Source organism: Saccharopolyspora ipomoeae, assembly GCF_029952525.1.
Taxonomy (GTDB): Bacteria; Actinomycetota; Actinomycetes; order Mycobacteriales; family Pseudonocardiaceae; genus Saccharopolyspora; species Saccharopolyspora ipomoeae.
Genome location: NZ_JASAOF010000006.1, coordinates 202771 through 226241, shown reverse-complemented (window position 1 = coordinate 226241; position 23471 = coordinate 202771). Strand labels below are relative to the sequence as shown.

Sequence of the window (23471 nt, the reverse complement as noted above, 5' to 3'; positions counted from 1 at the left end):
TTCGCGCGATCTCCCCACGTCGCCTGTTCGCGTTGATCCTGGCGATAGTGATGTTCGGGGCGGCCGCCGGATTCGGCGGCGCCCTGCTGTGGCCGAAGGAGTACGCGGCCCGGGCCGACATCCTGTACGAGATCAGCACGGAGAAGCCGACGGGCTTCCTGCGCGAGGACCGCAGCCTGACCACCCAACTGGTCACCCTCCGAAGCAGGCAGGTGCTCGGTCCGGTCGCCGTCGCCAACGGTGTCCCCGTCGAGAACATCGAGAAGCAGGTCACCATCTCACTGCTGGACAGCAGCGAGATCATCCAGGTGGAAGCCCGAGCGGGAGACCGCGACACCGCGCAGAACCTCACCCGCGACATCGTCGACCGCTATCAGCAGGTCGTGCGCACCCAGGACGGCAACCAGGCCGCGGGTTACCTGAACACGCAGCTGAGCCAGGTGCAGGGCGGGCTCGCCAAGGCCCGCACGGACCTGGAATCCCAGCGGGCCCAACAGGCTTACAGCGGGATCGGGACCGCGAAGCTGGCCGCGGCCGAGGCCCAGGTGCAGGACCTGAGCGATCGGGAGCAGAACTTGCGGCGGCAGCTCGACGAGATCACGGTCGCGCAGATGGACGCGCCCCGGACCGAGGTCGTCGTCCCGCCGTACGGCGTGCCCGACCCGGTGAGCCCACGACCGGTCTTCGCCGCCGTCTCCGGTGCGCTCGCGGCCTTCGTCGTCGCGCTGCTGACGGTCGCGGTCATCGTTCACCGGCGCACGCGGACGAGCGGGGCCGAGTGATGTTGCGCTCCCGCCCGCTCGGGCCCTTCGTCACCACGGCTGCACGTCGTTCCGCCGTCGTCGCGGGATGGACGCTGATCAGCCGGGCGACGGGGCTGGGCCGCGTGGTCGTGATCGGGGCCGTGCTCGGGCCGACCTTCTTCGCGAACACGTTCGTCGCCACCAACGTCGTTCCCAACATCGTCTTCTCGGCGGTGGCGGGACAGGCGCTCGGGCTCGTGGTCGTTCCGGCCGTCGTCAGCGCGTCGTCGCGCGGGCGGCGCGGGCATGCCGCGGAACTGCTCGGCGGTGTGGGAGCGTGCCTTCTCACGGCGGCCGGAGCGGTGACCGCGCTCCTGCTCCTGGCCTCCCCCCTGCTGGCGTGGTCGCTGACCTTCGGCATCGCCGACCCCGTCGTCGCGGGGCAGGCCCAGGGCATCGCGGTGCTGCTGATCCTCCTGGTCAGTCCGCAGGTCGTGCTGTACACGATGGCCGCTCTGGGCGCCGCCGCCCAGCAGTCCCGAGAGCGGTTCGTCCTCGCGGCGGCCGCGCCGGCGGTGGAGAACGTCGTCCTGATCGCGATCGTCGTCATCGCCGGCGCCACGTGGGGTACCGGTCAGGAGGCCGGTGGAATCCCGCTCGGTTTCCTCCTGACGCTCGGGGTGGGCAGCACCGCCGCGGTCGCCGTCCACACCGGACTGCAGCTGTACGGCGCCGCGCGGTGCGGTCTGGCGGTCCGGCCGTTCCGGAAGTGGTGGCGCGACCCCGCCACGATGCGGGTCGCGCGGCGGCTCCGCGGTTCCCTCGCGGTACCCGCCTCCCCGATGATCGGGATGTACGCGCTGCTCATCATCGCGGCGACCGTTCCCGGCGGCGTGGTCGTCGTCCAGCTCGCGTACGCCCTCTTCCAGTTCCCGCTCGCGCTGGGGGCGCGTGCCGTCTCGATCGCCGTGCTGCCCGAGATGTCGGGCAGCTACGAACGCGACGACCGCGCCGCCTTCGCCGCCTCGTGGCGTCAAGCGCTGACCTACGCCACCGTGACCGGCGTGCCCGCGGCGGTGCTGCTGCTGGTGCTGAGTGATCCGGTGGCCCGCGTGCTCGCCAACGGCGAGATGCGGTCGCCCGACGTGATCGTCCGGTTCGCCGCGTGCATCACCGTCGTCGCGGTGGCGCAGCTCGCGGCCGGGCTGCACCAGATCGGACGCCAGGGGTTGTTCGCGCGCATCGATGTCGCCGGACCGAGGAACGCGAGCCTGGCTCTGTTGCTCGTGACGGTGACGGTCGCCGCGTCGGCGCTGGTGGTCCCGCCCGGAACGGGGCGCCTGGTCATCCTGTGCGTCGCGTTGCTGCTCGGGGAGCTCGCGGGAGCGGTGATCACGCTCGTCCGGCTCTGGCGCGCCATCCGGCCCGAGAAGTTCGCCGATCCGGCGCACATCGGGGTCTCGGTGATCGCCGCGGCGGCGATGCTGCCCGTCGTCGGGGCCGGCTGGTGGCTGCTGGACACCAGCGACCTCGGCACCGTCGCCGAGTTCGGCGTGCTCGTCGCGTGCGGACTGCTGTCCTTGGCCGCTTTCACCGGAGCTGCCCGCTTCAGGCTGCTCCGCATGTCGGGAGGTGCGACATGATCTCGTTGGTCCGCGACGGAACACCGCGAGCGGGCGTTCGCGGAGACCGTCGGCTGGTCGCGTTGGCCGTCGTCGCGGCGGTCGCGCTCGGGGCGTTGTCGATCGTGGGCGGGTTGCTCGTGTTCGCGACGCTCGTGATCGTCGGGCTGTTCGCCGCCTGCGCCTACCGCCCGGTGTTCGCCCCCTACCTCTACCTCGTCACGTTGCCGTTCCTGGCCGGGATCGAACGCGGCGCGCTGGTGCCGATCGCGCGCCCGAACGAAGCCCTGCTGGCCGTGCTGCTGGCGGGCGCTTGCACCGGCGGACTCGTGAGGTACCTGCGCGGTGATTCCGTGCGGCTGCGACTGCGTCCGCTGGACGTGCCGCTGGGCTGCCTGGTGCTGCTGGCCACGGTGTGGCCGCTCGCCTCCATGATGCTGCGCGGGCAGAGCCCGCTGGGCTCGGACCTGTCGGCCGTCCTGCCGATGTGCAAGCTCGCGGCGCTGTTCCTGCTGGTGCGCATGACCGTGCGAACCGACGCGCAGCTGCTGCGATGCACCCGTCTGATCATCTGGCCGGGTGTCGTCATCGCCGTGGTGGCGATCCTGCAGACGCTCAACGTCGGTCCCGTGCTGGACCTGCTCGCCGGGTGGTGGGCCACGGACAACGGCGGGCTCTCCTCGCGGGGCACGACGACGCTCGGTTCGTCGATCGCCACCGGTGACTACATCATCATCTGCCTGAGCCTGGTGATCTGCTGCTCGCTGCGCGGTCTGCTCGCCAAGCGGGAAGCGCTCGTCGCCGGCTTCGTCCTCGGAGCGGGAGTGCTGGCGGCCGGGCAGTTCTCCACGTGGATCGCGGCCGCGGTCGCGGTGGTGGTGATCCTGCGGAGGTACCCGCAGCTGCGGCGGCGCGCCGTGAAGTTCCTGCCGGTGGTGGGGGTCGCCGTGCTGGTCGGCGCGCCCGCGTTCCTCGGCCGGATGTCGGACTTCTCGGAGGGCTTCACCGTGCCCCGCAGCTGGTTGGGGCGCTGGGACAACATCACCCACTTCTACCTGCCCCGGCTCGACGACTTCGGCTTCGTGCTCGGCGTCTCCCCGGACTCGGTGCTCCCCGCTCCGGAGACCTGGCGCGATCTGATCTACCTCGAGAGCGGGTACCTGCAGCTGCTGTGGGTGGGCGGTCTGCCGCTCCTCGCGGCGTTCATCTGGCTCTCGGTGGCGGTTCTGACCACGACGTCGCGGTTGCGGACGCGCCTGGACACCACCGGCGCCTTCGCAGCGACTCTGGAGATCGCGTGGTGGGTCGTCCTGGTGCTCTCGATCATCGACATCCACCTGGTGCTGCGGGGGTCCGGCGATCTCCTCTTCGTGCTCCTCGCGGTGGTTTCGGGCAGGTGCACCCGTGAACGCTCATGACCTGCCCGCCCGACGGCGATTCGACCCACCTCAGTGGACCGACGTGGTCCTCGCGAGCCTGGCGCTGGCGGTGCTCGCACTACCGATGTTCGTCATCGGCGCGCTCGTGAGGCTGACGAGCCCCGGCCCCGCCCTGCTGCGGCAGCGCCGCGTCGGCCTCGCGGGTGAAGCGTTCACCCTCTACAAGTTCCGCACCATGCGCCTCGGCGGCAGCGACACCGCGCACCGGGAGCTCATCGCTCGCGAGCTGCGCGGTGAGGACACCTCGATCGACGGGAGCTGCAAGCTCGACGCCGATCCGAGGATCACCCGCTTCGGATCGTGGCTGCGCAGGACCAGCCTGGACGAGCTCCCCCAGCTGATCAACGTGATCCGCGGGGAGATGGCGCTGGTCGGCCCGCGGCCCTGCCTGGAGTGGGAAGCGGAGATGTTCCCCGCGACCTACGCGGCGCGGTTCACCGTCCGGCCCGGTTTGACCGGGCTCTGGCAGGTCAGCGGGAGGAGCACGATGGGGACTCTCCAGATGTTGCAGCTGGACCTCACCTACGTCCGGCAGCGCGGTTTCTGGAGCGACGTCGTGATCCTCGCCCGAACGGTGCCTTCGGTGCTGCGCGGAGGTGGTTCGCGATGACCACGCTGTTCGTGGCGACGACCGGAGGCCACCTCGCCCAGCTGGACAAGCTGGCGCAACGCGTTCCTCCCGACGGCACCGCGCTGTGGGTGACCCCCGACTCCACGCAGGGCCGGTCCTTGCTGACCGACCGGGATGCCGAGTTCACCCACGTCGTCCCGGGCCGCAGCGTGTCGGGTGTGCTGCGGTGCCTGCCGATCGCCCACCGGATCTGGCGGAACCGGGAGGTGACGCGGGCCATCTCAACGGGTTCCGGAATCGCGCTGGGGTTCCTCCCGTACCTGGCGGCGCGCGGCGTCGAGTGCCACTACGTCGAGAGCGCGGCCAGGGTCACCAGCCCCTCGCTCACCGGGCGGATCATGCGGTGGGTGCCCGGTGTGCGCTGCTACACCCAGCACCCCGGATGGGCCTCGCGCCACTGGCACTACGGGGGCAGCCAGTTCGACTGCTACGCACCGGTACCGGCGCACCGCGATCGCCGCGGTCCGATCCGTGTCCTGGTCACCGTGGGGACGTCGAACTTCCCGTTCAGGCGGATGCTCGACCCGCTCGTGCGGCTGCTCGGGCCGCAGGGCGAGCTGAGCACCACCACGGGATCGACCGTGGAAGTGCTGTGGCAAACGGGTTCCACACCGGTCGACGGGTTGCCGATCGACGGGGTCCGGTACCTGTCGGGTCCTGATCTGGAGCGCGCCCTGTCGGTGGCGGACATCGTGATCAGCCATGCCGGCACCGGGTCGGCGATGGCGGCGTTCGAGGCGGGGCTGAAGCCCGTCCTCGTCACCCGCCTGCACGAGTACGGCGAAGCCAGCGACGACCACCAGGGTCAGCTGGCCGAGGAGCTGCGGCGGCGTGGTTTGGCGTCGTACCGACGGGACGGGGCGGTCGGCGTCGCCGAGCTGACCGCGAGCATGTCCTGGTCGGTTCGGCGCGTCGACGAACCGAGCCCGTTCAGCCTCCTCCCGCGGAACGAGAGGAGTGGTCGGCGATGACGCTCACTGCGGGCGAGGTCGTGCGGGTCGACCCGCGCCGGGACGACCGATGGCGGGAGTTGGCGCTGAGCGCGTCCGGTGGACCGTTCGTGTCCCCACCGTGGATCCGCGCGCTGTGCGCGACCTACGGATTCACCCCGACGGCCAGGATCGCGCTCGACGCCGGGGGCGAACCGGCCGCCGGGCTGGCCTGGATCCCGGTGTCGGACGCCCGAGGACGGCGGGTGTGCAGCCTCCCGTTCTCCGACTGGGCGGATCCGATCATGCCGGACGCGGCGACCTGGAACGCGCTGACCGCCGACGTGCTCGCGCCGGGTGAGCGCTTCAGCGTGCGGTGTTCGAAGGACTCGGTTCCCCTCCAGGACGCACGCCTCGAGGTGGTCGACGAGTCGGTCCGGCAAGGCTGTCGCCTCGACGTGCCCGTGCCGGAGCTGTACGAGCGCATCGGGTCCGCTGCCCGGCGCAGCATCACCAGGTCCGAGCGGCGGGGCGTGCGGATCGAGATCGACACCGGTCTGGACGGGGTGCGGCGGTTCCACCGGCTGCAGGTGGCGCTGCGCAAGGTCAAGTTCCGGATGCTGGCGCAGCCCGTCGAGTTCTTCGAGCGGATCTGGGAGGCGTTCGCCCCGGAGCAGGGCGTGACGACGATGCTGGCGTACCCGCCCGGGGACGCGGAACCGGTGGCGGGTGTGGTGTTCCTGCGGTGGAACGGCGCGCTGTACGCCAAGTTCATGGCGTCGTTGCCCGGTTCCCTCGATGACAGGCCGAACGACGCGCTGTACTGGGCGGGAATCCGCTGGGCGGCGCAGCAGGGGCTGCGGACGGTCGACTGGGGCATCAGCGGACTCGACCAGCCCGGCCTGCAGCGGTTCAAGCGCAAGTACTCCACGCACGAGTCACGGGTCGTGACGCTGCGCTCCCGAGGGGAGCCCTCCCCCGCGGAGATCGAGGTCGGGTCGACCTTGAACGCGATCACGCTGCTGCTCACCGAGGACTCCGTCCCGGACGAGGTCACGGCGCGCGCCGGCGCCGAGCTGTACCACTACTTCTGCTAGGAGCGGCGACATGTCGTGCGATCACCGACGCTGCCTCACCCGGGCGCTGCCGCCCGCGGGGTCGTCCGCGTCAGAAGCGCTGGTTCCCCTCGAGGCGCAGGCCCGGCCGCGAGCTCTCGTCCACCTCGACCATCGGGTAGTCACCGCGGAAGCGGTTGCCGACGACCGTCGCGGACGTCGAACCGTCCGCGATGTACACGCCGTTGACCAGGTCCGGGCCCGAGATCTCGTTGTCCTGCACCGTGATCTCGGGGAACCACCGGACGAGCACGGCCTGCGACCCGTTGACGGCGCAGGTGTTGCCGACGAACCGCACCGAGCGGGAGCGGCCGATGGCGCCGGTCTGCCCGGCCTCCTCCGCCGTGGCGATCAGGCACTGGTGATCGACGTTGAGGCAGCTGTTCCCGGAGATCTCCACGTCGACCGTCGGCGGGCTGCTGTTGTCGTAGGTCTGGAAGCAGTCGGTGTGCGGCGGTTCGGGGTAACCGTCGTCGGAGATGTCGTGAACCTTGTTGGCGCTGATCCGATGTCCGGTGCCGAAGAACCGGATCCCGTCGGCGTCGTTCGACTCCCGCATCACCGAACCGCTCACGTCGTTGCGCAGCAACGAGATACGCTCGCCCTCGATCCTGATCCCGGTGCCGTCCGCCTCGCGCACGACGTTGTCCTCGATCTCCGCGTCGGTGCACTCGCAGCCGATGCCGTCGTCGTGCGCGCGCAGCACTTCGTTCCCCCGCGCGGTGATGCCCGTCCCGGTGAGCGCCAGTCCGTCGCCGTCGGCGGTGGTGAAGCCGTCGACGACCACGTGGTCGGCGTCCACCGACACCGAACCCACGGCGGTGTCCCGACCGACCAGCACGATCGGTTGCTCCGGAGTCCCCGAGGCCGACGCCTCCAAGTCGGCGCCGCGGAGGCCGTCGCCCGAGAAGCACAGCGTCTGACCGGGTGCGGCCTGATCGAGCAGAGCGCGGGCCTGCTCCTGGTCGGTCGCGGTGCGCGTGCAGGTGACGGGGGGTGGGTCTCGCGGAGGCTCGGCCGCCGCGGCCGGACCTCGCTCCGGCCGGGACGGTGCCTCGGGCTCGCCCCCACCACCGGTGCACGCGCCTGCGAGCAGCGCCGTCGTCGTCCCCACGACCGCGATCAACATCTTGACGCTCATGGTTTCCCTCCCCGCCCGAAACCCGAGCGGTCGTTCTCCGAGGTTAGAGCCCGGCCCCGATTCATGCAGCGACGGCGGAACCGCCCGCCGCGCTCGGAGCCCGGCACCGAGTCGCATCGCAGAGGAGATGGGTGAGATGCCAGACCAATCGATCGGACGGCTCGCGGTGGTGGGCCAGGGCTACGTGGGACTGCCGGTCGCCATGCGGGCGGTGGAGATCGGTTTCGAGGTCGTCGGTTTCGATCTCGACAAGGACAGGGTGGAGCTGCTGCGGCGAGCCAGCACGTTCGTCGACGACGTGAGCGACGCCCAGATCGAACTCGCGCTCTCGTCCGGCCGGTACGTCGCCACCGGCGACCCGGAGGAGCTGGCCGGGTTCGACGTCGCGGTCGTCTGCGTGCCGACCCCGCTGCGGGACGGGGCCCCCGACGTCGGCTGCATCGAGGAGGCCGGGCGGATGATCGCGCGGCACATCTCGCCCGGCTGCTGCGTCGTGCTGGAGTCCACCACCTACCCGGGAACCACCGAGGACGTGCTGGTCCCGATCCTCGAAGCCGGTTCCGGACTCCGCGCGGGCAGCGACTTCCACGTCGGTTACAGCCCGGAACGCATCGACCCGAGCAACCGGACGTGGCACTTCGAGAACACGCCGAAGATCGTCTCGGGCATCGATGCCGAGTCGCTCCGGGTCGTGCGGGAGTTCTACGACTCGCTGGTCGACCGCACGTTCGCGGTCCCCGGGACGCGGGAGGCCGAGCTCGCCAAGCTGCTGGAGAACACGTTCCGGCACGTCAACATCGGGCTGATCAACGAGCTCGCGGTCTACACGCACGGGCTGGGGGTCGATGTGTGGTCGGTGATCGACGCCGCCGCGACGAAGCCGTTCGGGTTCATGCGCTTCGAACCCGGTCCCGGGGTCGGCGGCCACTGCCTGCCCATCGATCCGTCGTACCTGTCGTGGCAGGTGAAGCGGTCGCTCGGGCAGGCGTTCCGGTTCGTCGACCTCGCCAACGCCGTGAACGACCACATGCCCGAGCACGTCGTCACCCGGGCGGTCGAATGCCTCAACGCTCACCGCAAGGCGGTCAACGGCAGCCGGGTGCTGCTCATCGGCTTGGCCTACAAGTCGAACTCCGGGGACGCGCGCAACTCCCCGGCGGTCGCCGTGGCCCGGCTCCTCGACAAGCTCGGCGCCCGGCTCTCCGCGATCGACCCGCTCGTCGACCCGGCCGCGGTGCCCACCTACGTGGAGATGGTGGGCTGCGAGCAGGAACACCTCGACGGTGCGGACCTGGTGATCGTGCTGACCGATCACGACGTCATCAACTGGGACCTGGTCGCTCAGCGCAGCGACTGCGTGTTGGACACGCGCAACCGGCTGCGGGCCGGGAACGCGGAAAGGCTGTGACGGATGCCGACGACCGGCTCCGCATCGCGAGAGGGGGAGGACGTGCCTGCGGGGAACTCGATCACCATCGTGGATTCGGCTCGACCAGAGCAGTCCTGGATCCGGGCGTGGGACGACCTCGTCGACGCCACACCTGGTTGCGACGTCAGCCAGCTCAGCGCGTGGGGGCGCGTGCGCGCGGCCGCGGGCTACGCCCCCCACTACGTCTTGGCCGCGCGCCGGGGCGAAGTCATCGGCGGGGCGCAGGTCCTGATCCGGAACGTGCGGCCGCTGGGGACGGTCGGTTACGTGCCCTACGGGCCCGTGATCGCGACGGGCGTGCCCGATCGCGAGCACGTGCGCGAGGCGCTCGCAGGAGCCCTCGACGACCTCGCTCGGCATCACGTGCGGATGCTGTTCGTGCAACCACCGGAAGGCGTCGACGACCTCAGCGGTGAGCTGATCGAGCGCGGGTTCCGCGCGTCCGACGCGCGCGTGGCCCCGCCCGGGTCGTTGCGCATCGATCTCACCCGCTCCGAGGAGGACTTGCGGTCCGAGTTCGGCAACGTGCGGCTGCGCCGGGACATCAGGAGGAGGTCCTGGGAGGACAAGGGGGTTCGGCTCGAACGCGGTGATGAGCGGGACGCCCCGGTGGTGGCCGAGCTGCTCGCCCGGACCGGTGCCCACCACGGGTTCCAGCCGTTCTCCGAGGAGTACGTGGCAGCCCTGCTGCGCGGGCTCGGCGAGCACGCCGCGCTGTGGATCGCCCGTCACCGCGGAACCCCCGTGGTCGCCCACCTCTACACCCTGTGCGGGGAGACGATGAAGTCGCGCCTGACCGGGTTCGACCGCGCGGTGCCGAGTCCCAAGGGGACGCCCGGCATCCTGCACTGGGAAGCCATGATGTGGGCCAGGGGCCGGGGGTGTCGGTGGTTCGACCTCGGTGGCCTGCCGGAGTCGGCGTTGCGGGCGTTGCTGGACGACGCCGGCGATCGCTCGTCGCTGAACAGCTACGACCGGTACAAGTGCGACTTCGGCGGCAGTCCCTACCGCTGCTCCCCCGCGATCGAGTCCATCAGGCCGGCGGCGCTGCGCGGCGCCTACGACCTCGCGAGGCGGACCGGCACCGGCACGCGCCTGATCCGGACGGCGCAAGGCTTGCTGCGTCGGGGCCGCAGCGGGAGTCCGCAGTCCTCCCCGCACGGCGTTCGCTGAGGGTTCAACTTCCTCACGCTGCGCGCACGCGTGCGGCGCGCGGGCGTTGCGCACGCGGGTTCGCGCTGAAAACCGGCTGCCTGGTTGATGTTCGGGCCGGTTACCGGGTGTGAGTTCGGGTCTCGCTCGGTCTCGGCCGAGTGGCGTGGCCGAAAACCGCGCATTTTCCGTCCGGTTCGAGGCAACCCTAGTCGAACGTGCGACGTGGAAAGGGTGTCGCGATGCCAAGGCCCGAACCGGGCCGCTGGGGGCCAGCACCGAACACCACACGCGGGACACCTGTGCGTTCGCACGCCTGCGTAGCTGAGAACTGGGAGGAAACATGTCGACGAGGACTCGCAAGATCGCTGCGAGCGGGGCCGGTGCACTGCTGCTCATGGCTGTCGGAGGGGGCGTCGCCTCCGGTGAGACGCAGGAGGAGGCCGTGCAGCGCGCCAAGGCCGTGTGCGGCGAAGGCCAGCTGTGCGTCTGGGACGGCCCGAACTTCTCGGGTCACCAGAACACCTTCCACGACTGCCTCGACGCTTGGGCCAAGTTCGAGGGCTTCGAGGACGGGCGTGCGGGCTCGTGGCTGAACACGCAGTACGCGCCCGGCGTCGCATCCTTCGCCACCGGAAACCCGGACGACCCGGCCACGTGGACCGAGGGCTACAGGTCGCCCGAGAACGAGGCCATCGCCGACGGTGGTCCGCTGAACCTGGTGGGGGTCGATCCCTGCTGAGAGGGGGAACGCCGATGACCACGGCCGCCGCTCGCGGGCGTGGTCATCGGCATGTTCGGCGATCGATGGCACGATGGGCCCATGACGCGATGGAGCAGCGACCAGCTTCCGGACCTGGCGGGCAAGACGGCCGTGGTCACCGGCGCGAACAGCGGGCTCGGCCTGGAGACGGCTCAGGCGCTCGGGCGCGCCGGCGCGCACGTGGTGCTCGCGGTGCGCGACATGGCCAAGGGCGAGCGGGCGGCCGGGAGCGTTCCGGGATCGGCCGAGGTGCGCAGGCTCGACCTCGGTGACCTCGCCTCGGTGCGGGAGTTCGCCGAGCGGTTCGACGGCGAGATTTCGTTGCTCATCAACAACGCCGGGCTGATGTTCCCGCCGGAAGGGGTCACGAAGGACGGTTTCGAGCTCCAGTTCGGCATCAACCACCTCGGGCACTTCGCCCTGACGAACCTGCTGCTGCCGCAGGTCACCGACCGCGTGGTCACCGTGTCCTCCGGGATGCACCGGGCGGTGCGGGGAATCCACTGGGAGGACCCGAACTTCACCGGCGCCTACGACCCGCAGAAGGCCTACGGCCAGTCCAAGCTGGCGAACCTGCTGTTCGCGCTGGAGCTCCAGCGCCGGCTCACCGACGCCGGGTCGCGGGTCCGCTCCACGGCCGCGCACCCGGGCTACTCGGCGACGAACCTGCAGAGCCACGCGGGCAGCGCGGTGCTGCGCCGGTTCATGGCGCTCGGCAACCTCGTCGTCGCGCAACCCGCGAAAGCCGGTGCCCTGCCGACGCTCTACGCCGCCACCCAGGACCTGCCGGGCGCCAGCTTCGTCGGCCCGGACGGTCCGATGGAGCTGCGCGGTTCCCCCACCCTGGTCGGCCGCAGCAAGGCGGCCAGCGATCCTGCTGCCGCGCAGCGGCTCTGGACGCTGTCCGAGCACCTCACCGGCATCGGCTTCCCGCTCACCGAGAAGTCCTGACCCGGCGCCTCAGCCGCCGACCGCGCGGGTGGTGATGGTCAGCGGCACCCCGTGCGGGTCGATGAGCAGCGGTTCGGTGCCGGGCCTGAGCACGGCGCCCGCACCGGCGGCGGTCATCGCTCCGACGGCGCCGCGGGCTTCGGCCACGCCGAGCCCGAGCGAGCGCAACCCGTGCCGCGACTGCCCGGCCGACCAGGTGCTGGGCCTGGTCTCGCTGCGGAAGGTGAACAGCTCCAGGACGACGTCGCCGACGCGCACGTTGGTGATGACGAAGCCGCGCGGGTCGTCGCCGCGGACGAGCTTGCCGATGACGCGGGCGCCGAGGGTGCGGACGTAGAAGTCGAGGGCTTCTTGCAGGTCCGGCGCGGTGACGGCGACGTGGTCGAAGACCGGTCCGGCCGCGCGCGGCCGGTTCTGGTGCGCGGCGAGGTCTTCGGCGGCGAGTTCGTGCGAGGCGATCTCGTCGTGCTGGACCGCACCTTCGACGAACTCCAGCAGGGTTCCGTCGGGGTCGGTGAAGAACGTGATGCGAACGCCGCCGTGGGCGTCCTTGGGGTGCGCGGTGAACTCGACACCGGCCTCGCGGAGCCGGGCGGCTTGGGCGTCGACGTCGCCGACCTTCATGCCGACGTGCCGCATCCCGCACTGCAGGTCGTCGGGCTCCCAGCCGCCGAGGTCGCCCTCGCCGACCTCGACCAGCTTGATCCTTGCGGGCCCGGCGTCCAGCCAGCTGATTCCGGATTCCGCTGCGACCTCGGGGAATCCCAGCAGTTCGGAGTAGAACTCCCGGGATCGGGCCAGGTTCCGGCATCCGATCTCGACGTGCCGGATCGCAGCGGTGGCCGCGCTCGGATCGGCCGAATGGTTCGCGGTCATCGCCCCTCCGGCGGTTCGTCCGGAGGCCGCGGGCGGGCGGCGTTCCGGTGATCATGCGTCCGCATGATGCTGCCACCGGCCTGACGAGGAGGGCAACGGGATGTCGGGGACACGAACCGGGGCTGTCCGGTTCGCGTACTCCCGAGAAGAGGTGGTGCCCGCCTCGCCGAGGGGGCGGGGGCGAGACGGGCAGCCGCGAGGCTACGCCGTTCGGCCCATCTCGGGCCCTGCGAACGAGCTCCGCCCGGCGATCTCACCAGATCCAGCGATCACTCACGATTTAGTTCACCAGCTCAACTAACCGGCGTCCTCATCCGTGACCGGCACCACACGTGACCAGCGACGACTGCGATTTTCGGCAGCCTCTTGCCTCACGAGGCCCGCGCCATTAGTTTGACGCCCATACTTATTGGAGGTGTTCGTGACCGAGCGAGGAACCGGCGAAGTCGTGCGGCTGGGCGGGACGTCCGGCGTCGACCAGACCGCCGTGCGCCGGGCCAACCTGGCCCGCGTGCTCGACGAGGTGCGGCGCGGCGAGGTCGTCTCGCGCGCCGACATCGCCACTCGCAGCGGGCTCACCAAGGCCACCGTCTCCAGCCTCGCCACCGAGCTCATCGACCGCGGCCTGATCCGCGAGACCGGGCTGCGCCGCGACGGCGCCGTCGGCCGCCCCGGCCGGGCCCTGGAACTCGACGGCGGCGGCATCACCGCGCTCGGCCTGGAGATCAACTCCCAGTACCTGGCCGCGCGCGGCACCGACCTCGCCGGACGCGTCATCGTCGAGCGCCGCCTGGGCTTCGACGCCATCCACGCCGACCCCGGGACCACCCTCGACCGGCTCGCCGGGCTGGCCCGCGACGCGGTGGCCGAGCTCGCGGGCAGCGCGTCGTCGTTCCTGGCCGGGATCGCGGTCGCGGTTCCCGGCCTGGTCGACGCCGAGAACGGCCGGGTCCGCTACGCGCCCAACCTCGAATGGCGGTCCACCCCGATCGCCGAGGCGCTGCGCGACCGGCTCGGCAGCGACGTGCCGATCGTGGTGGACAACGAGGCCAACCTGTCCGCTCTCGCCGAGCTGCACGCCATGCCGCACCCGGCCGCCGACCTGGTCTACCTGACCGGCGAGGTCGGCGTCGGCGCCGGCCTGATCACCGGCGGCCGGCTGCTGCGCGGGTCCGGCGGGTTCTCAGGGGAGATCGGGCACATCCCGGTCGACCTCGACGGGCAGGTCTGCGGGTGCGGGCGGCGCGGCTGCCTGGAGACCAAGATCGGCCTGCCCGCGGTGCTGCGCGCGGCGGCGCCCGACCTGGTAGACCGCGAGGCCGATCCGCAGGACCAGGCGCACGCGCTGCGGCAGCGCGCCGAGGACGGCGGACCCGAGGCGATGGCCGGGTTCGACGAGATCGGCAGGTGGCTGGGCATCGGCGTGTCGATGCTGGTGAACCTGCTCAACCCGGAGGTCGTCGTGCTCGGCGGCTACCTCGGGACCGTGGCGCCCTACCTGGTTCCCGCCGCGATGCGCGAGCTGCGCGCCCGCGCGGTGGCCGGGGACGAGGCCGCCTGCCGGATCACCGCGTCCACCTTCGGCTTCTCCGCCGCCGTGCGCGGCGCGAGCAGCATCGTCATCGAGGAGATCTTCGGCGACCCGCTGCGCATCCCCGCAGCCGAGAAGGCCGCCGACTGAGCAGGATTCGGCACCCCCGGGTGCCGGTGAGCAGTGCACGACGAAGTGAGGAGCACCAGGTCATGACCGACTTCACCCCGAAGCGCGAGGACAAGTTCTCGTTCGGACTCTGGACGGTGGGCTGGCTCGGCCGCGACCCGTTCGGCGAGGCCACCCGCAGCCCGCTGGACCCGGTCGAGGCCGTGCACCGGCTCTCCGACCTCGGGGCCTACGGCATCACCTTCCACGACGACGACCTGGTCCCGTTCGGTTCCGACGCCTCGGAGCGCTCGGCCATCGTGTCCCGGTTCCGGGGTGCGCTGGACGAGACCGGGCTGGCCGTGCCGATGGTGACGACCAACCTGTTCAGCCACCCGGTGTTCAAGGACGGCGGGTTCACCGCCAACGATCGGGACGTGCGCCGCTTCGCGCTGCGCAAGGTGCTGCGCAACGTCGAGCTGGCCGCGGAGCTGGGCGCCAAGACGTTCGTGGCCTGGGGCGGCCGCGAAGGCGCGGAATCGGGTGCTGCCAAGGACGTTCGCGCGGCGCTGGACCGCTACCGCGAGTCCGTGGACACCGTGGCGGCCTTCATCAAGGAGCGCGGCTACGACCTGAAGCTGGCGCTGGAGCCCAAGCCGAACGAGCCGCGGGGCGACATCCTGCTGCCGACCGTGGGTCACGCGCTGGCGTTCATCAACGAGCTCGAGCACGGCGACATCGTCGGCGTGAACCCCGAGGTCGGGCACGAGCAGATGGCCGGGCTGAACTTCGCGCACGGCATCGCGCAGGCGCTGTGGTCGGGCAAGCTGTTCCACATCGATCTCAACGGCCAGAGCGGCATCAAGTACGACCAGGACCTGCGCTTCGGCGCCGGCGACGTGCGCAACGCGTTCTTCCTGGTCGACCTGCTGGAGAACGGCGGCTACGAGGGTCCGCGGCACTTCGACTTCAAGCCGCCGCGCACCGAGGACTACGACGGCGTCTGGGCCTCGGCGGCAGGCTGCATGCGCAACTACCTGATCCTCAAGGAGCGCGCGGCGGCCTTCCGCGCGGACCCGCGGGTGAAGGAGGCGCTGGAGGCCTCCCGCGTCGGCGAGCTGTCGACCCCGACGCTGGGCGCGGGCGAGAAGGTCTCGGACCTGCTGGCCGAGGACTTCGACGTCGACGCCGCCGCGGAGCGCGGCATGGCCTTCGAGAAGCTGGACCAGCTGGCCATGGACCACCTGCTCGGCGTGCAGTGAGCATGATCGCGTGATCGCCGGTTGATCGCGCACAATCACCCGTGAGGAACCACTCCGGCCCGGGAGGCTTCACCGCCTCCCGGGCCGCGCGAGCGTGAAGGATGACGCAATGCTGGTGCTAGGCATCGACTCGTCGACCCAGTCCACCAAGGCGCTCGTCGTCGACGCCGACAGCGGCGAGGTCGTCGCCGAGGCCAAGGCGTCGCACCCCGACGGCACCGAGGTGAACCCGGCGGCGTGGTGGGAGGCGGCGCAGTCCGCGATCGGCGAGGCCGTCGCGCAGGCTCCCGGTCGGATCGAGGCGGTGTCGGTCGGCGGCCAGCAGCACGGCATGGTCGCGCTCGACGAGCGCGGCGAGGTCGTCCGCGACGCCCTGCTGTGGAACGACACCCGCTCGGCGCCGCAGGCCGCCGAGCTCACCGAGCGCCACGGCGCGAAGGAGCTGGCCGCGCGGACGGGCCTGGTGCCGGTCGCCAGCTTCACCATCACCAAGCTCGCCTGGCTGGCCCAGAACGAACCGGCCAACGCCGACCGGGTCGCGCAGGTGCTGCTGCCGCACGACTGGGTCGGCTGGCAGTTGGCCGGACGTCCGGAGCGGACCTGGACCGACCACGGCGACGCCTCCGGCACCGGCTACTACTCCCCCACCACCGGCGAGTGGCTGCCCGAGGCCCTGGCCGAGGCCATGGGCGGGCGCACCCCGAGGCTGCCGGAGCTGCTGGCGCCGAACGCCAAGGCCGCGGTCGCGACGCTGCCGGGCATCGAGGGCGCGACGATCGGCGTCGGCACCGGCGACAACATGGCCGCCGCGCTCGGGCTGGGCCTGCAGCCCGGTGACGTGGTGGTCTCGCTGGGAACCTCGGGCGCGGTGTTCGTCCCGGCCGAGCGGCCCAGCGCCGACGAGACCGGCATCGTGGCGGGCTTCTGCGACGCCACCGGCCGCTACCTGCCGCTGGTGTGCACGCTCAACGCCGCGCGGGTGCTGAGCTCGACCGCGCAGATGCTCGACACCGACCTGGAGGGCCTGTCACGGCTGGCGCTGCAGGCCGAGCCGGGCTCGGGCGGGCTGAGCCTGCTGCCGTACCTGGAGGGCGAGCGCACGCCCAACCTCCCGGACGCCACCGGCACGCTGACCGGCCTGACGGGCGCGAACATGACACCGCAGAACCTGGCCCGCGCCGCCGTCGAGGGGATGCTGTGCGGCATGGCGGATGCCATCGACGCGCTGCGCGACACCGGCGCCGAGGTCCGCCGCGTGCTGCTCATCGGCGGCGCCGCCCGGTCCGAAGCGGTCCAGGCCATCGCCCCGGGCCTGTTCGGCGTCGACGTCCACATCCCCGACCCGGCCGAGTACGTCGCGCTCGGCGCCGCCAAGCAAGCCGCCTGGGCCCACGCGGGCACCTCCGCTCCCCCGAACTGGCAGGTAGCGGGCACGTCCCACCCGGTCGGCGACAACACCTCGGGCCCGGCGATCCGCACCACCTACGCCCGAGCCCGCCACCAGGTCCACGGCATCTGACGTTCCCCCGGGGTCGAACACCGCAGGTTCTGGTCAAAACCTGCGGTTTTCGACGCCGGGTCGGGTCAGGCTGCGGCGAGGGCCGGGTGGGTGGCGGTCCTGAGGGTGGTCGCCGCTCGGTGCAGGAGGGACTCGGCTCGGGGTGTTGGGGTCCAGTCGGGGGCGGTGAACCAGGTGTCGTAGAGGTAGGTCGGGGGTAGCGGGTCCGGGGTCGGCAGGGCGTTGGCGAGGCCGATGGAGTGGCTCCTGAGCGTGCCGAGGCCGATCGGGAGGACCGGTTTTCCGTCGAGGGCGCGGGGCGGGAGCATGGCGAGCCACGTGCGCAGCGGCGTGCTGCCGTGCGGGTCGTAGCGCGGGAGCACCACCGCGACCGCGTCGGCTTCGGCCAGCGCACGCTGGGTTCGGCGGACGTCCGGGTGATCGTGGTTCCCGGCCATCAAGGCGGAGTGCGGGAGTTCGCCGACGGCTATCTCGACGACGTCGGCGCCGGTGGCGCGCAGCTCGTCGGCGAGAACCCCGGCGATCGCGCCGACGCGGGAACGTCGGGTCAGGTGTCCGGTGAGCACGGCGAACTGGGTCATGTCACCCTCCTCGGACCACTGTGGACGAAAACGGGAACAGGCGAGGACACGACACCATGCTGAACTCCTGAGCAGCGGGATGCGACACCGGCGCGTCACCGATCGACGCGAAAAGCGGTGCTGGAAGAAGAGATTCCGGTAGCCGCCGGGGCCACCGGTCAGGACGAGCCGTGGATCAACAGATCGCGCTGCACACGCGCAACAGGTCGATGTGGCACCGCACCACGAGACCGGCCAGGGCTGTCATACCGGTCATCCTCATGCCTTCCGGGCGCGCTTGTAAAACCGCGCCGCGCGCATCCCACATACCGGGCCGGTGCGCGTCGGCGCCCCGGCCCGGACGGGCTCAGGCGGGCCGGTGCTTCGACACGAACGTCACCGAGACCAGGCCGATCACCGCGACCGCCGCGAAGGCGTAGAAGCCCCACGGGTAGGCCAGACCGGCGCTGAGCAGCGCACCGCCGACCAGCGGTCCGCAGATCGCGCCGAGCCGGCCCACGCCGCTGGAGGCGCCGAGCGCGGTCGCCCGGCCCACGGCCGGGTAGTGGTGGCTGACGTAGGCGTAGACCAGCACCTGGGTGCTGAACACGAACACGCCCGCCAGCAGCACGCTGACGTACACGCCGAAACCGGGCAGCGGCACGCTCAGCAGCGCCAGGAACACCGCCGCGGCCGTGAACCAGATCAGCGTGCAGGTGCGCACCCCGATCCGGTCGGAGACCCGGCCCGCGAGCAGCAGGCCCAGCACGGCACCCACGTTGAGGGTCAGCAGCAGCGCCAGCGCGGCGCCGAGCTCGTAGCCCGCCTCGCGCATGATCTCCGGCAGCCAGGTGTTGAGCCCGTAGACCAGCAGCAGCCCCATGAACGAGGTCACCCAGAACGCCAGCGAGGACCGCAGGTAGCCGCCGCGGAACAGGGTCGCCACGGGACTGCGCGCGGCCTTCTCCTCGGCGGTGGCCGGCAGCGACTCCGGCAGGTATCGGGCCAGCAGCGGTACCAGCGCGACCGCCGGGATCGCGCCGATGACGAACATGGCGCGCCAGGTCAGCACCGGGATCACCAGGATCCCCAGCAGCGAGGTCAGCACCGCGCCCACGTGGTAGCCGGTCATCAGCGTGGTCGTCGCGCTGCCGCCCTTGGCCTGCGACGCCTCGTTGACCAGCGCGATCGCCACCGGCAGCACGCCGCCCAGCCCCAGCCCGGCCAGGAAGCGCAGGAGCCCGAACGCGAGCGGCCCCGTCGCGAACGCGCACGCCAGGGTCAGCACCGAGAACAGCGTCACGGTGGCGATCATGAGCTTGCGGCGGCCGAAGCGGTCGGTCAGCGGCCCGACGCACAGCGCACCGATCATCACCCCGACCAGCCCGACCGAGGAGATCACCGACGCGGTCGCCGGGGTGAGCCCCCAGCTCGGGTCGCGCAGCAGCTTGGGGAGCACGACACCGAGCACCACCAGGTCGTAGCCCTCCAGCGCCACCGCCGACCAGCACAGCGCGGCGACGCCGCGGGCCGACACCCGCTGGTCGGTCGTCGGTTCCGGCTCGCCGCCGGACCGTCCTGACGCCGTTGTCATTCCAGGTCACCTCTTCGCAGTCCGTGTTGTGCCCGGAATCATGTGACCCGGCTCCCCCGGCCCGACCAGCTTCGGTTTCCGCTCAGCGAAACCCGCTGCGAGGTCGATATTCGGCGTTCGCCGAGCGTCACCACCGGTCACCCCGCGCAGTCATCCCGGACGAAACGGATGTGGGGGTATGTCCTTCACCCGTCAGAATGAGGCCGATCGAGGCATGATGTCCCGCCATGGACACCACGCACGAGACCGCGGCACCCGCCGAGGCCGAGGTCGACGAGTCACGTCTGCGCTGGTGGGAGCGCCGCACCGAGTGGCCGATGGTGGCCCTGTCGGTGCTGTTCCTGGGCCTCTACGCCTGGATGGTGCTCGACACCGGCCTGAGCCCGAGGGCCCACGCGCGCATCGACGGCGTCATGTGGGCGGTCTGGGCCGCCTTCGCCGTGGACTACGCGGTGCGGCTGGCACTGGCCCGCCGCCGGCTGCGGTTCGTGCTGCGCAACATCTTCGACCTGCTGGTGCTGGTGCTCCCCCTGCTGCGGCAGCTGCGAGTGCTGCGGCTGGTCGTGGTGCTGCTGACGCTCAACCGGCGCGTGCAGGCGCGCGTGCGCGGGCAGGTCGTGCTCTACGTGACCGGCGCCGTGGTCCTGCTCGGCACGTCGGCGGCGCTGGCCGTGCTGGAGGTCGAGCGCACCGCGCCGGACGCCGAGATCACCACCTTCGGGGACGCGCTGTGGTGGACGATGACGACCGTGACGACCGTCGGCTACGGCGACTACTACCCGGTCACCGGGCAGGGCAAGCTCATCGCGGCCGGGTTGATGGTCGCCGGGATCGCGCTGCTCGGTGTGGTCACCGGCAGCATCGCGTCCTGGTTCGTCGACCGCTTCGGCGGTCTGGAGCAGTCGATGAGCGCCAGCGCCGACGCCACCCGCAGGCTCGACGCCGAGAGCGACCAGCTGCGCGCGGAGATCGTCGCGCTCCGGGAGGAGATCACCGCGCTGCGCAAGGAGATCACCTCCCGCTGAGCACTGCGGCACTTCGCAGGCCGAAAAGCGGGAAAGGCGAGAACTAAACGGTGACGACGTCCGGGTGAACCGCACCTGGTTTCCCCCGGCCGGACCTGGCACGGTGAAGCGCACCGGGGGTTCGACGGCGTCCGGCCGCCCCCGCCCGAGCGTGAAAGGTGTTGCGGGTCCGATGCGGTCGCAGACCGAGACCAGAGCCGAGGTGTCCTTCGAGCGCCTGTCGCGGTTGCGCGACACCGGTTTTCACCGGCTGCGCCCGGGGATCGACAACCTGAGCACGCGGGTGCTGCGGCTGGCGGGCAGCGCCGCCGAGGGCTGCGGGAACGTCCGGATGCTGCGCGACGCGCGCACTCTCGGGCTCTCGGTCGAGTGGCGCTACCGATACGGGTTCCCCGGCGAGACCGACCACGCCTACTCCCGGGTGCTGCGGCAGTTCCCGGCGCTGCACCACCTTCCGCCGATGACCGGCGCCGAGCGCAGCGGCGACGGCATCTCCGCCGCGACCGAGACGGCCCTGCTGGCCGGTGTCGCGGAGTGGCGCCGGGAGCACCCGGCGGGCGCGCTGCAGGTGTTCGCCGACGGCGACGCGCTGGTGGTGCTCGACGACCGCCCGCGCTTCGGCAGGCACGAGTACGTCTTCGCCGGTCCGGCCGCGGATCTCCTGCGCTACCTGGAGGCTCCGTGCCCGCTCGCGGTGCTCTCCGCACGCTTCGGGCCGCAGGTGCACGCCCGGCTCTCGGACCTGCGCGAGTGCGGCCTGGTGTTCACCGACGCCGGCAACTGGGTGCACGTGCTGCCTACCACGACCTGAAACCGGATGTGGTGACCTCGGCCTCGATCGTGATCACCGAGTGCTCTTGCCGTGAGGTGATCCGCCTATCGTCATCACCCGTCGGAAGGTGTCGCGCACCATGCGAACGGAGCAGTGCGCGGTCACGAAGGCACAACGATACCCGATCCTGACAACCATCGTTGTCACTGTCGCGGTAGCAAGTCCAGTGCCGAACTCCGGCGGAACACCGATCGCGAGCAGGGGGCGGGTATGGCGGCGTTGCCCACGGAGGCGGGTTCCCGGGAACGCGGGGACACCGAGCTCATCGAAGCGGTGCGCGAGGGCGACACCAGCGCCTACGGGGTCCTCTACGAGCGGCACGTGGCCGCCGCGTACTCGATGGCCCGGCAGGTCACCAAGTCCTCCGCCGAGGCCGACGACGTGGTCTCCGAGGCGTTCGCGAAGGTCCTCGACCTGCTGCGCGACCAGCGGGGACCGACCTCGGCGTTCCGCGCCTACGTGCTCACCGCCGTCCGGCACGCAGCCTACGACCGCACCCGCAAGCAGCAGCGGCTCCAGTACGCCGACGACCTGGAGACGGTGCCCAACATCGACGTCTCGCAGCCGTTCCGCGACACCGCCGTCGAGGGCGAGGACCGGTCCCTGGTCGCGGCGGCGTTCGCCAAGCTCCCCGAGCGCTGGCAGATGGTGCTCTGGCACGTCGAGATCGAGGGCGAGTCCCCGGCGAAGGTCGCTCCGCTGCTGGGCATGACTCCCAACGGCGTGTCCGCGCTGGCCTACCGCGCCCGCGAAGGGCTCAAGCAGGCGTTCCTGCAGGTGCACCTGAGCAAGCTCGACGCCGAGCAGGAGCGCTGCCGGGCCAACGTCGAGCGCCTCGGCGCCTGGACCCGGGGCGGGCTGGCCAAGCGGGAAACCGCCCAGGTCGAAGCGCATCTCGACGACTGCGACCGGTGCCGGGCGCTGGCCGCCGAGCTCGCCGAGATCAACGGCGCGCTGCGCGTGTTCATCGCACCGCTGGTGCTGGGCGGAAGTGCCACCGCCACGGGATATCTCGCCGCGGTCGGTGCCGGTGGTGCGGTCGGCGGTGGCGCCATCGGCGCCGCGATCAACGCCGTCGGCGGTCCGCGTCGCGCGGCGCTGTCCGGTGCCGCGCTCGCCGCGGTGCTGGCCGGGCTCGCGCTCGCCCTGACCTCCAATGACGGCGAACTGCCACCGGTGGCCTCGGCCAAGCCGCAGCAGCCGTCCTCCCCGCAGTCGCCGCAGTCCCCGCAGTCACCACCCGCTCCCCCGGCCCCGCCGGCGGCGCCCGCACCGGCTCCGGCGATCCCGGGCGGTGCCGCTCCGCCCACGCCCCCGGCCGAGGAGGGCGGCACGCCGCTGCTGCCGATCCCGCTGCCGCTGCCCCCGGCCGCGGCGCCGGTCGCCGACGGCACCACGCACGCCGGGGTCGACCTGCTCGGCGTCGCCGTGGACGCCGACCCGCACCTGGTCATCGAACGCGACGGCGTCGACGCGGGCGCGGATCTGCGCCTGCAGCCCTCCGGCCGCCTGCTGGGCATCGATCCGATCACCGGAGCCCTCGACCTCCTCGGCAACCCGATCGTGGACCGCTGAGCGCCACGACCGGGCGCCGGGGACCAAAGTCCCTGGCTCACCGACGGTGTCGCGGCGCCCAATGAGCAGCGGGAACTCCGGCCGAAGACCGGTGTTCCCGCGCTTCGAGGGGGATGTGGATCTCCAGGCACCTCACCCCGCATCCCCCTCGTCCACTCGCACCGCGGAGGACGCCGCCATGCCGACTCGACACGCCCGCACCGCCGCAGCGATCGGCCTGCTGAGCCTCCCGGTGCTGGCCTCCTGCGCGACGGCCTACGCACCCGCACCCGCGCCGGTCACCGTTCCCGCGCCCGTCACCGTTCCGGCGCCGGTCGTGGTTCCCGTGCCGCAACCCGCCGCGCCGTACCCGGTTCCGCAGTCGCAGACCGCGAGCACCACCGGTTGCGTGGCCTCCTACGAGACGTCGCAGTCCCATGTGGACATCTGCGGGACGGCGGGTTCGCTCTACTACTACGGCTCCAGCGACTCCGGTTCCCTCGTGCTGCGGGCCTACGCCGACGGCGACGGGTACACGACCGAGAGCAACGACGGCCACGTCTACCGCGTCGACGGCTCGGCGCTGACCATCACGCGCTACGGGTCGGTCCTCTCGACCCAGCCGGTGCTGTCGGCATCGGGAAGCTGAGGTCACGTCGGCGACGGGCGTGCCGCGGAGCTGCGGCACAATGCTC

The 23471-nt window shown here is 71.5% G+C and carries 21 protein-coding genes; 17 read left to right on the top strand and 4 right to left on the bottom strand.

The genetic code is table 11. The annotated features are described in order from the left end of the window. Positions 1–32: 32 nt before the first annotated feature. From QFW96_RS13390 to QFW96_RS13365, 6 genes are read left to right on the top strand one after another with little or no spacing between them, the layout of a single operon-like run. Positions 33–782 (top strand): GumC domain-containing protein, encoded by a 750-nt coding sequence (locus QFW96_RS13390; RefSeq protein ID WP_281455936.1) that lies wholly within the window; start codon positions 33–35, stop codon positions 780–782. After that, positions 782–2386 (top strand): murein biosynthesis integral membrane protein MurJ, encoded by a 1605-nt coding sequence (gene murJ / locus QFW96_RS13385; protein WP_281455935.1) that lies wholly within the window; start codon positions 782–784, stop codon positions 2384–2386. Before QFW96_RS13390 ends, murJ begins: the two co-directional genes overlap by 1 nt. Continuing rightward, positions 2383–3783, top strand: a complete 1401-nt coding sequence (locus QFW96_RS13380; protein WP_281455934.1) for a hypothetical protein — start codon at positions 2383–2385, stop codon at positions 3781–3783. Before murJ ends, QFW96_RS13380 begins: the two co-directional genes overlap by 4 nt. Further along, positions 3770–4414 carry a sugar transferase gene (locus tag QFW96_RS13375; RefSeq protein ID WP_281455933.1) on the top strand — a complete coding sequence of 215 codons (645 nt, stop codon included), beginning with the start codon at positions 3770–3772 and terminating at the stop codon, positions 4412–4414. Before QFW96_RS13380 ends, QFW96_RS13375 begins: the two co-directional genes overlap by 14 nt. Continuing rightward, on the top strand, positions 4411–5406 hold the full coding sequence (locus tag QFW96_RS13370) for a glycosyltransferase (RefSeq protein ID WP_281455932.1): 996 nt from the start codon (positions 4411–4413) through the stop codon (positions 5404–5406). Before QFW96_RS13375 ends, QFW96_RS13370 begins: the two co-directional genes overlap by 4 nt. After that, positions 5403–6461 (top strand): GNAT family N-acetyltransferase, encoded by a 1059-nt coding sequence (locus QFW96_RS13365; protein WP_281455931.1) that lies wholly within the window; start codon positions 5403–5405, stop codon positions 6459–6461. Before QFW96_RS13370 ends, QFW96_RS13365 begins: the two co-directional genes overlap by 4 nt. Positions 6462–6531: 70 nt before the next feature. Here the strand turns inward: QFW96_RS13365 and QFW96_RS13360 are convergent, their stop codons facing one another. Continuing rightward, positions 6532–7620, bottom strand: coding sequence for a right-handed parallel beta-helix repeat-containing protein (locus tag QFW96_RS13360; RefSeq protein ID WP_281455930.1), 1089 nt, complete (start codon positions 7618–7620; stop codon positions 6532–6534). A gap of 136 nt (positions 7621–7756) precedes the next feature. Between QFW96_RS13360 and QFW96_RS13355 the strand changes: the two genes are divergently transcribed. From QFW96_RS13355 to QFW96_RS13340, 4 genes are all read left to right on the top strand, one after another. Then, positions 7757–9028: a nucleotide sugar dehydrogenase gene (locus QFW96_RS13355; RefSeq protein WP_281455929.1), complete on the top strand. Its 1272-nt coding sequence runs from the start codon at positions 7757–7759 to the stop codon at positions 9026–9028. Positions 9029–9070: 42 nt separating this feature from the next. Continuing rightward, positions 9071–10222: a lipid II:glycine glycyltransferase FemX gene (locus QFW96_RS13350; protein ID WP_281455928.1), complete on the top strand. Its 1152-nt coding sequence runs from the start codon at positions 9071–9073 to the stop codon at positions 10220–10222. 322 nt (positions 10223–10544) lie between these two features. Beyond that, positions 10545–10943, top strand: a complete 399-nt coding sequence (locus QFW96_RS13345; RefSeq protein ID WP_281455927.1) for a peptidase inhibitor family I36 protein — start codon at positions 10545–10547, stop codon at positions 10941–10943. A gap of 81 nt (positions 10944–11024) precedes the next feature. Further along, complete coding sequence (locus tag QFW96_RS13340; protein ID WP_281455926.1) at positions 11025–11915, top strand: oxidoreductase; 891 nt, start codon at positions 11025–11027, stop codon at positions 11913–11915. Positions 11916–11924: 9 nt separating this feature from the next. Here QFW96_RS13340 and QFW96_RS13335 read toward each other — a convergent pair whose 3' ends face one another. Further along, entirely contained in the window at positions 11925–12791 is an 867-nt protein-coding gene (locus QFW96_RS13335) for a VOC family protein (protein ID WP_281455925.1), read from the bottom strand. A gap of 421 nt (positions 12792–13212) precedes the next feature. Here QFW96_RS13335 and QFW96_RS13330 point away from each other — a divergent pair, with 421 nt between their 5' ends. The 3 genes from QFW96_RS13330 to xylB all read left to right on the top strand — a co-directional run bounded on the left by QFW96_RS13330 (position 13213) and on the right by xylB (position 17211). Continuing rightward, complete coding sequence (locus tag QFW96_RS13330; RefSeq protein WP_281455924.1) at positions 13213–14472, top strand: ROK family protein; 1260 nt, start codon at positions 13213–13215, stop codon at positions 14470–14472. 62 nt (positions 14473–14534) lie between these two features. Next, the gene (gene xylA, locus QFW96_RS13325) at positions 14535–15692 is read left to right on the top strand and encodes a xylose isomerase (RefSeq protein ID WP_281455923.1); all 1158 of its coding nucleotides are present in this window, start codon (positions 14535–14537) and stop codon (positions 15690–15692) included. Between the two features lie 109 nt (positions 15693–15801). Then, complete coding sequence (gene xylB, locus QFW96_RS13320) at positions 15802–17211, top strand: xylulokinase (protein WP_281455922.1); 1410 nt, start codon at positions 15802–15804, stop codon at positions 17209–17211. 65 nt (positions 17212–17276) lie between these two features. On the opposite strand, the gene QFW96_RS13315 is transcribed toward xylB, so the two are convergent. Then, positions 17277–17792 carry an NADPH-dependent FMN reductase gene (locus tag QFW96_RS13315; protein WP_281455921.1) on the bottom strand — a complete coding sequence of 172 codons (516 nt, stop codon included), beginning with the start codon at positions 17790–17792 and terminating at the stop codon, positions 17277–17279. A 346-nt stretch (positions 17793–18138) separates the two neighbouring features. Continuing rightward, positions 18139–19365: an MFS transporter gene (locus QFW96_RS13310; RefSeq protein WP_281455920.1), complete on the bottom strand. Its 1227-nt coding sequence runs from the start codon at positions 19363–19365 to the stop codon at positions 18139–18141. A gap of 227 nt (positions 19366–19592) precedes the next feature. On the opposite strand from QFW96_RS13310, the gene QFW96_RS13305 reads away from it, so the two are divergent. The 4 genes from QFW96_RS13305 to QFW96_RS13290 all read left to right on the top strand — a co-directional run bounded on the left by QFW96_RS13305 (position 19593) and on the right by QFW96_RS13290 (position 23425). After that, positions 19593–20390 carry an ion channel gene (locus QFW96_RS13305; RefSeq protein WP_281455919.1) on the top strand — a complete coding sequence of 266 codons (798 nt, stop codon included), beginning with the start codon at positions 19593–19595 and terminating at the stop codon, positions 20388–20390. Between the two features lie 172 nt (positions 20391–20562). Beyond that, on the top strand, positions 20563–21201 hold the full coding sequence (locus QFW96_RS13300) for a RiPP maturation radical SAM C-methyltransferase (RefSeq protein ID WP_281455918.1): 639 nt from the start codon (positions 20563–20565) through the stop codon (positions 21199–21201). A 231-nt stretch (positions 21202–21432) separates the two neighbouring features. Continuing rightward, on the top strand, positions 21433–22797 hold the full coding sequence (locus tag QFW96_RS13295; protein WP_281455917.1) for a sigma-70 family RNA polymerase sigma factor: 1365 nt from the start codon (positions 21433–21435) through the stop codon (positions 22795–22797). Positions 22798–22975: 178 nt separating this feature from the next. Beyond that, on the top strand, positions 22976–23425 hold the full coding sequence (locus tag QFW96_RS13290; RefSeq protein ID WP_281455916.1) for a hypothetical protein: 450 nt from the start codon (positions 22976–22978) through the stop codon (positions 23423–23425). Positions 23426–23471 lie beyond the last annotated feature (46 nt).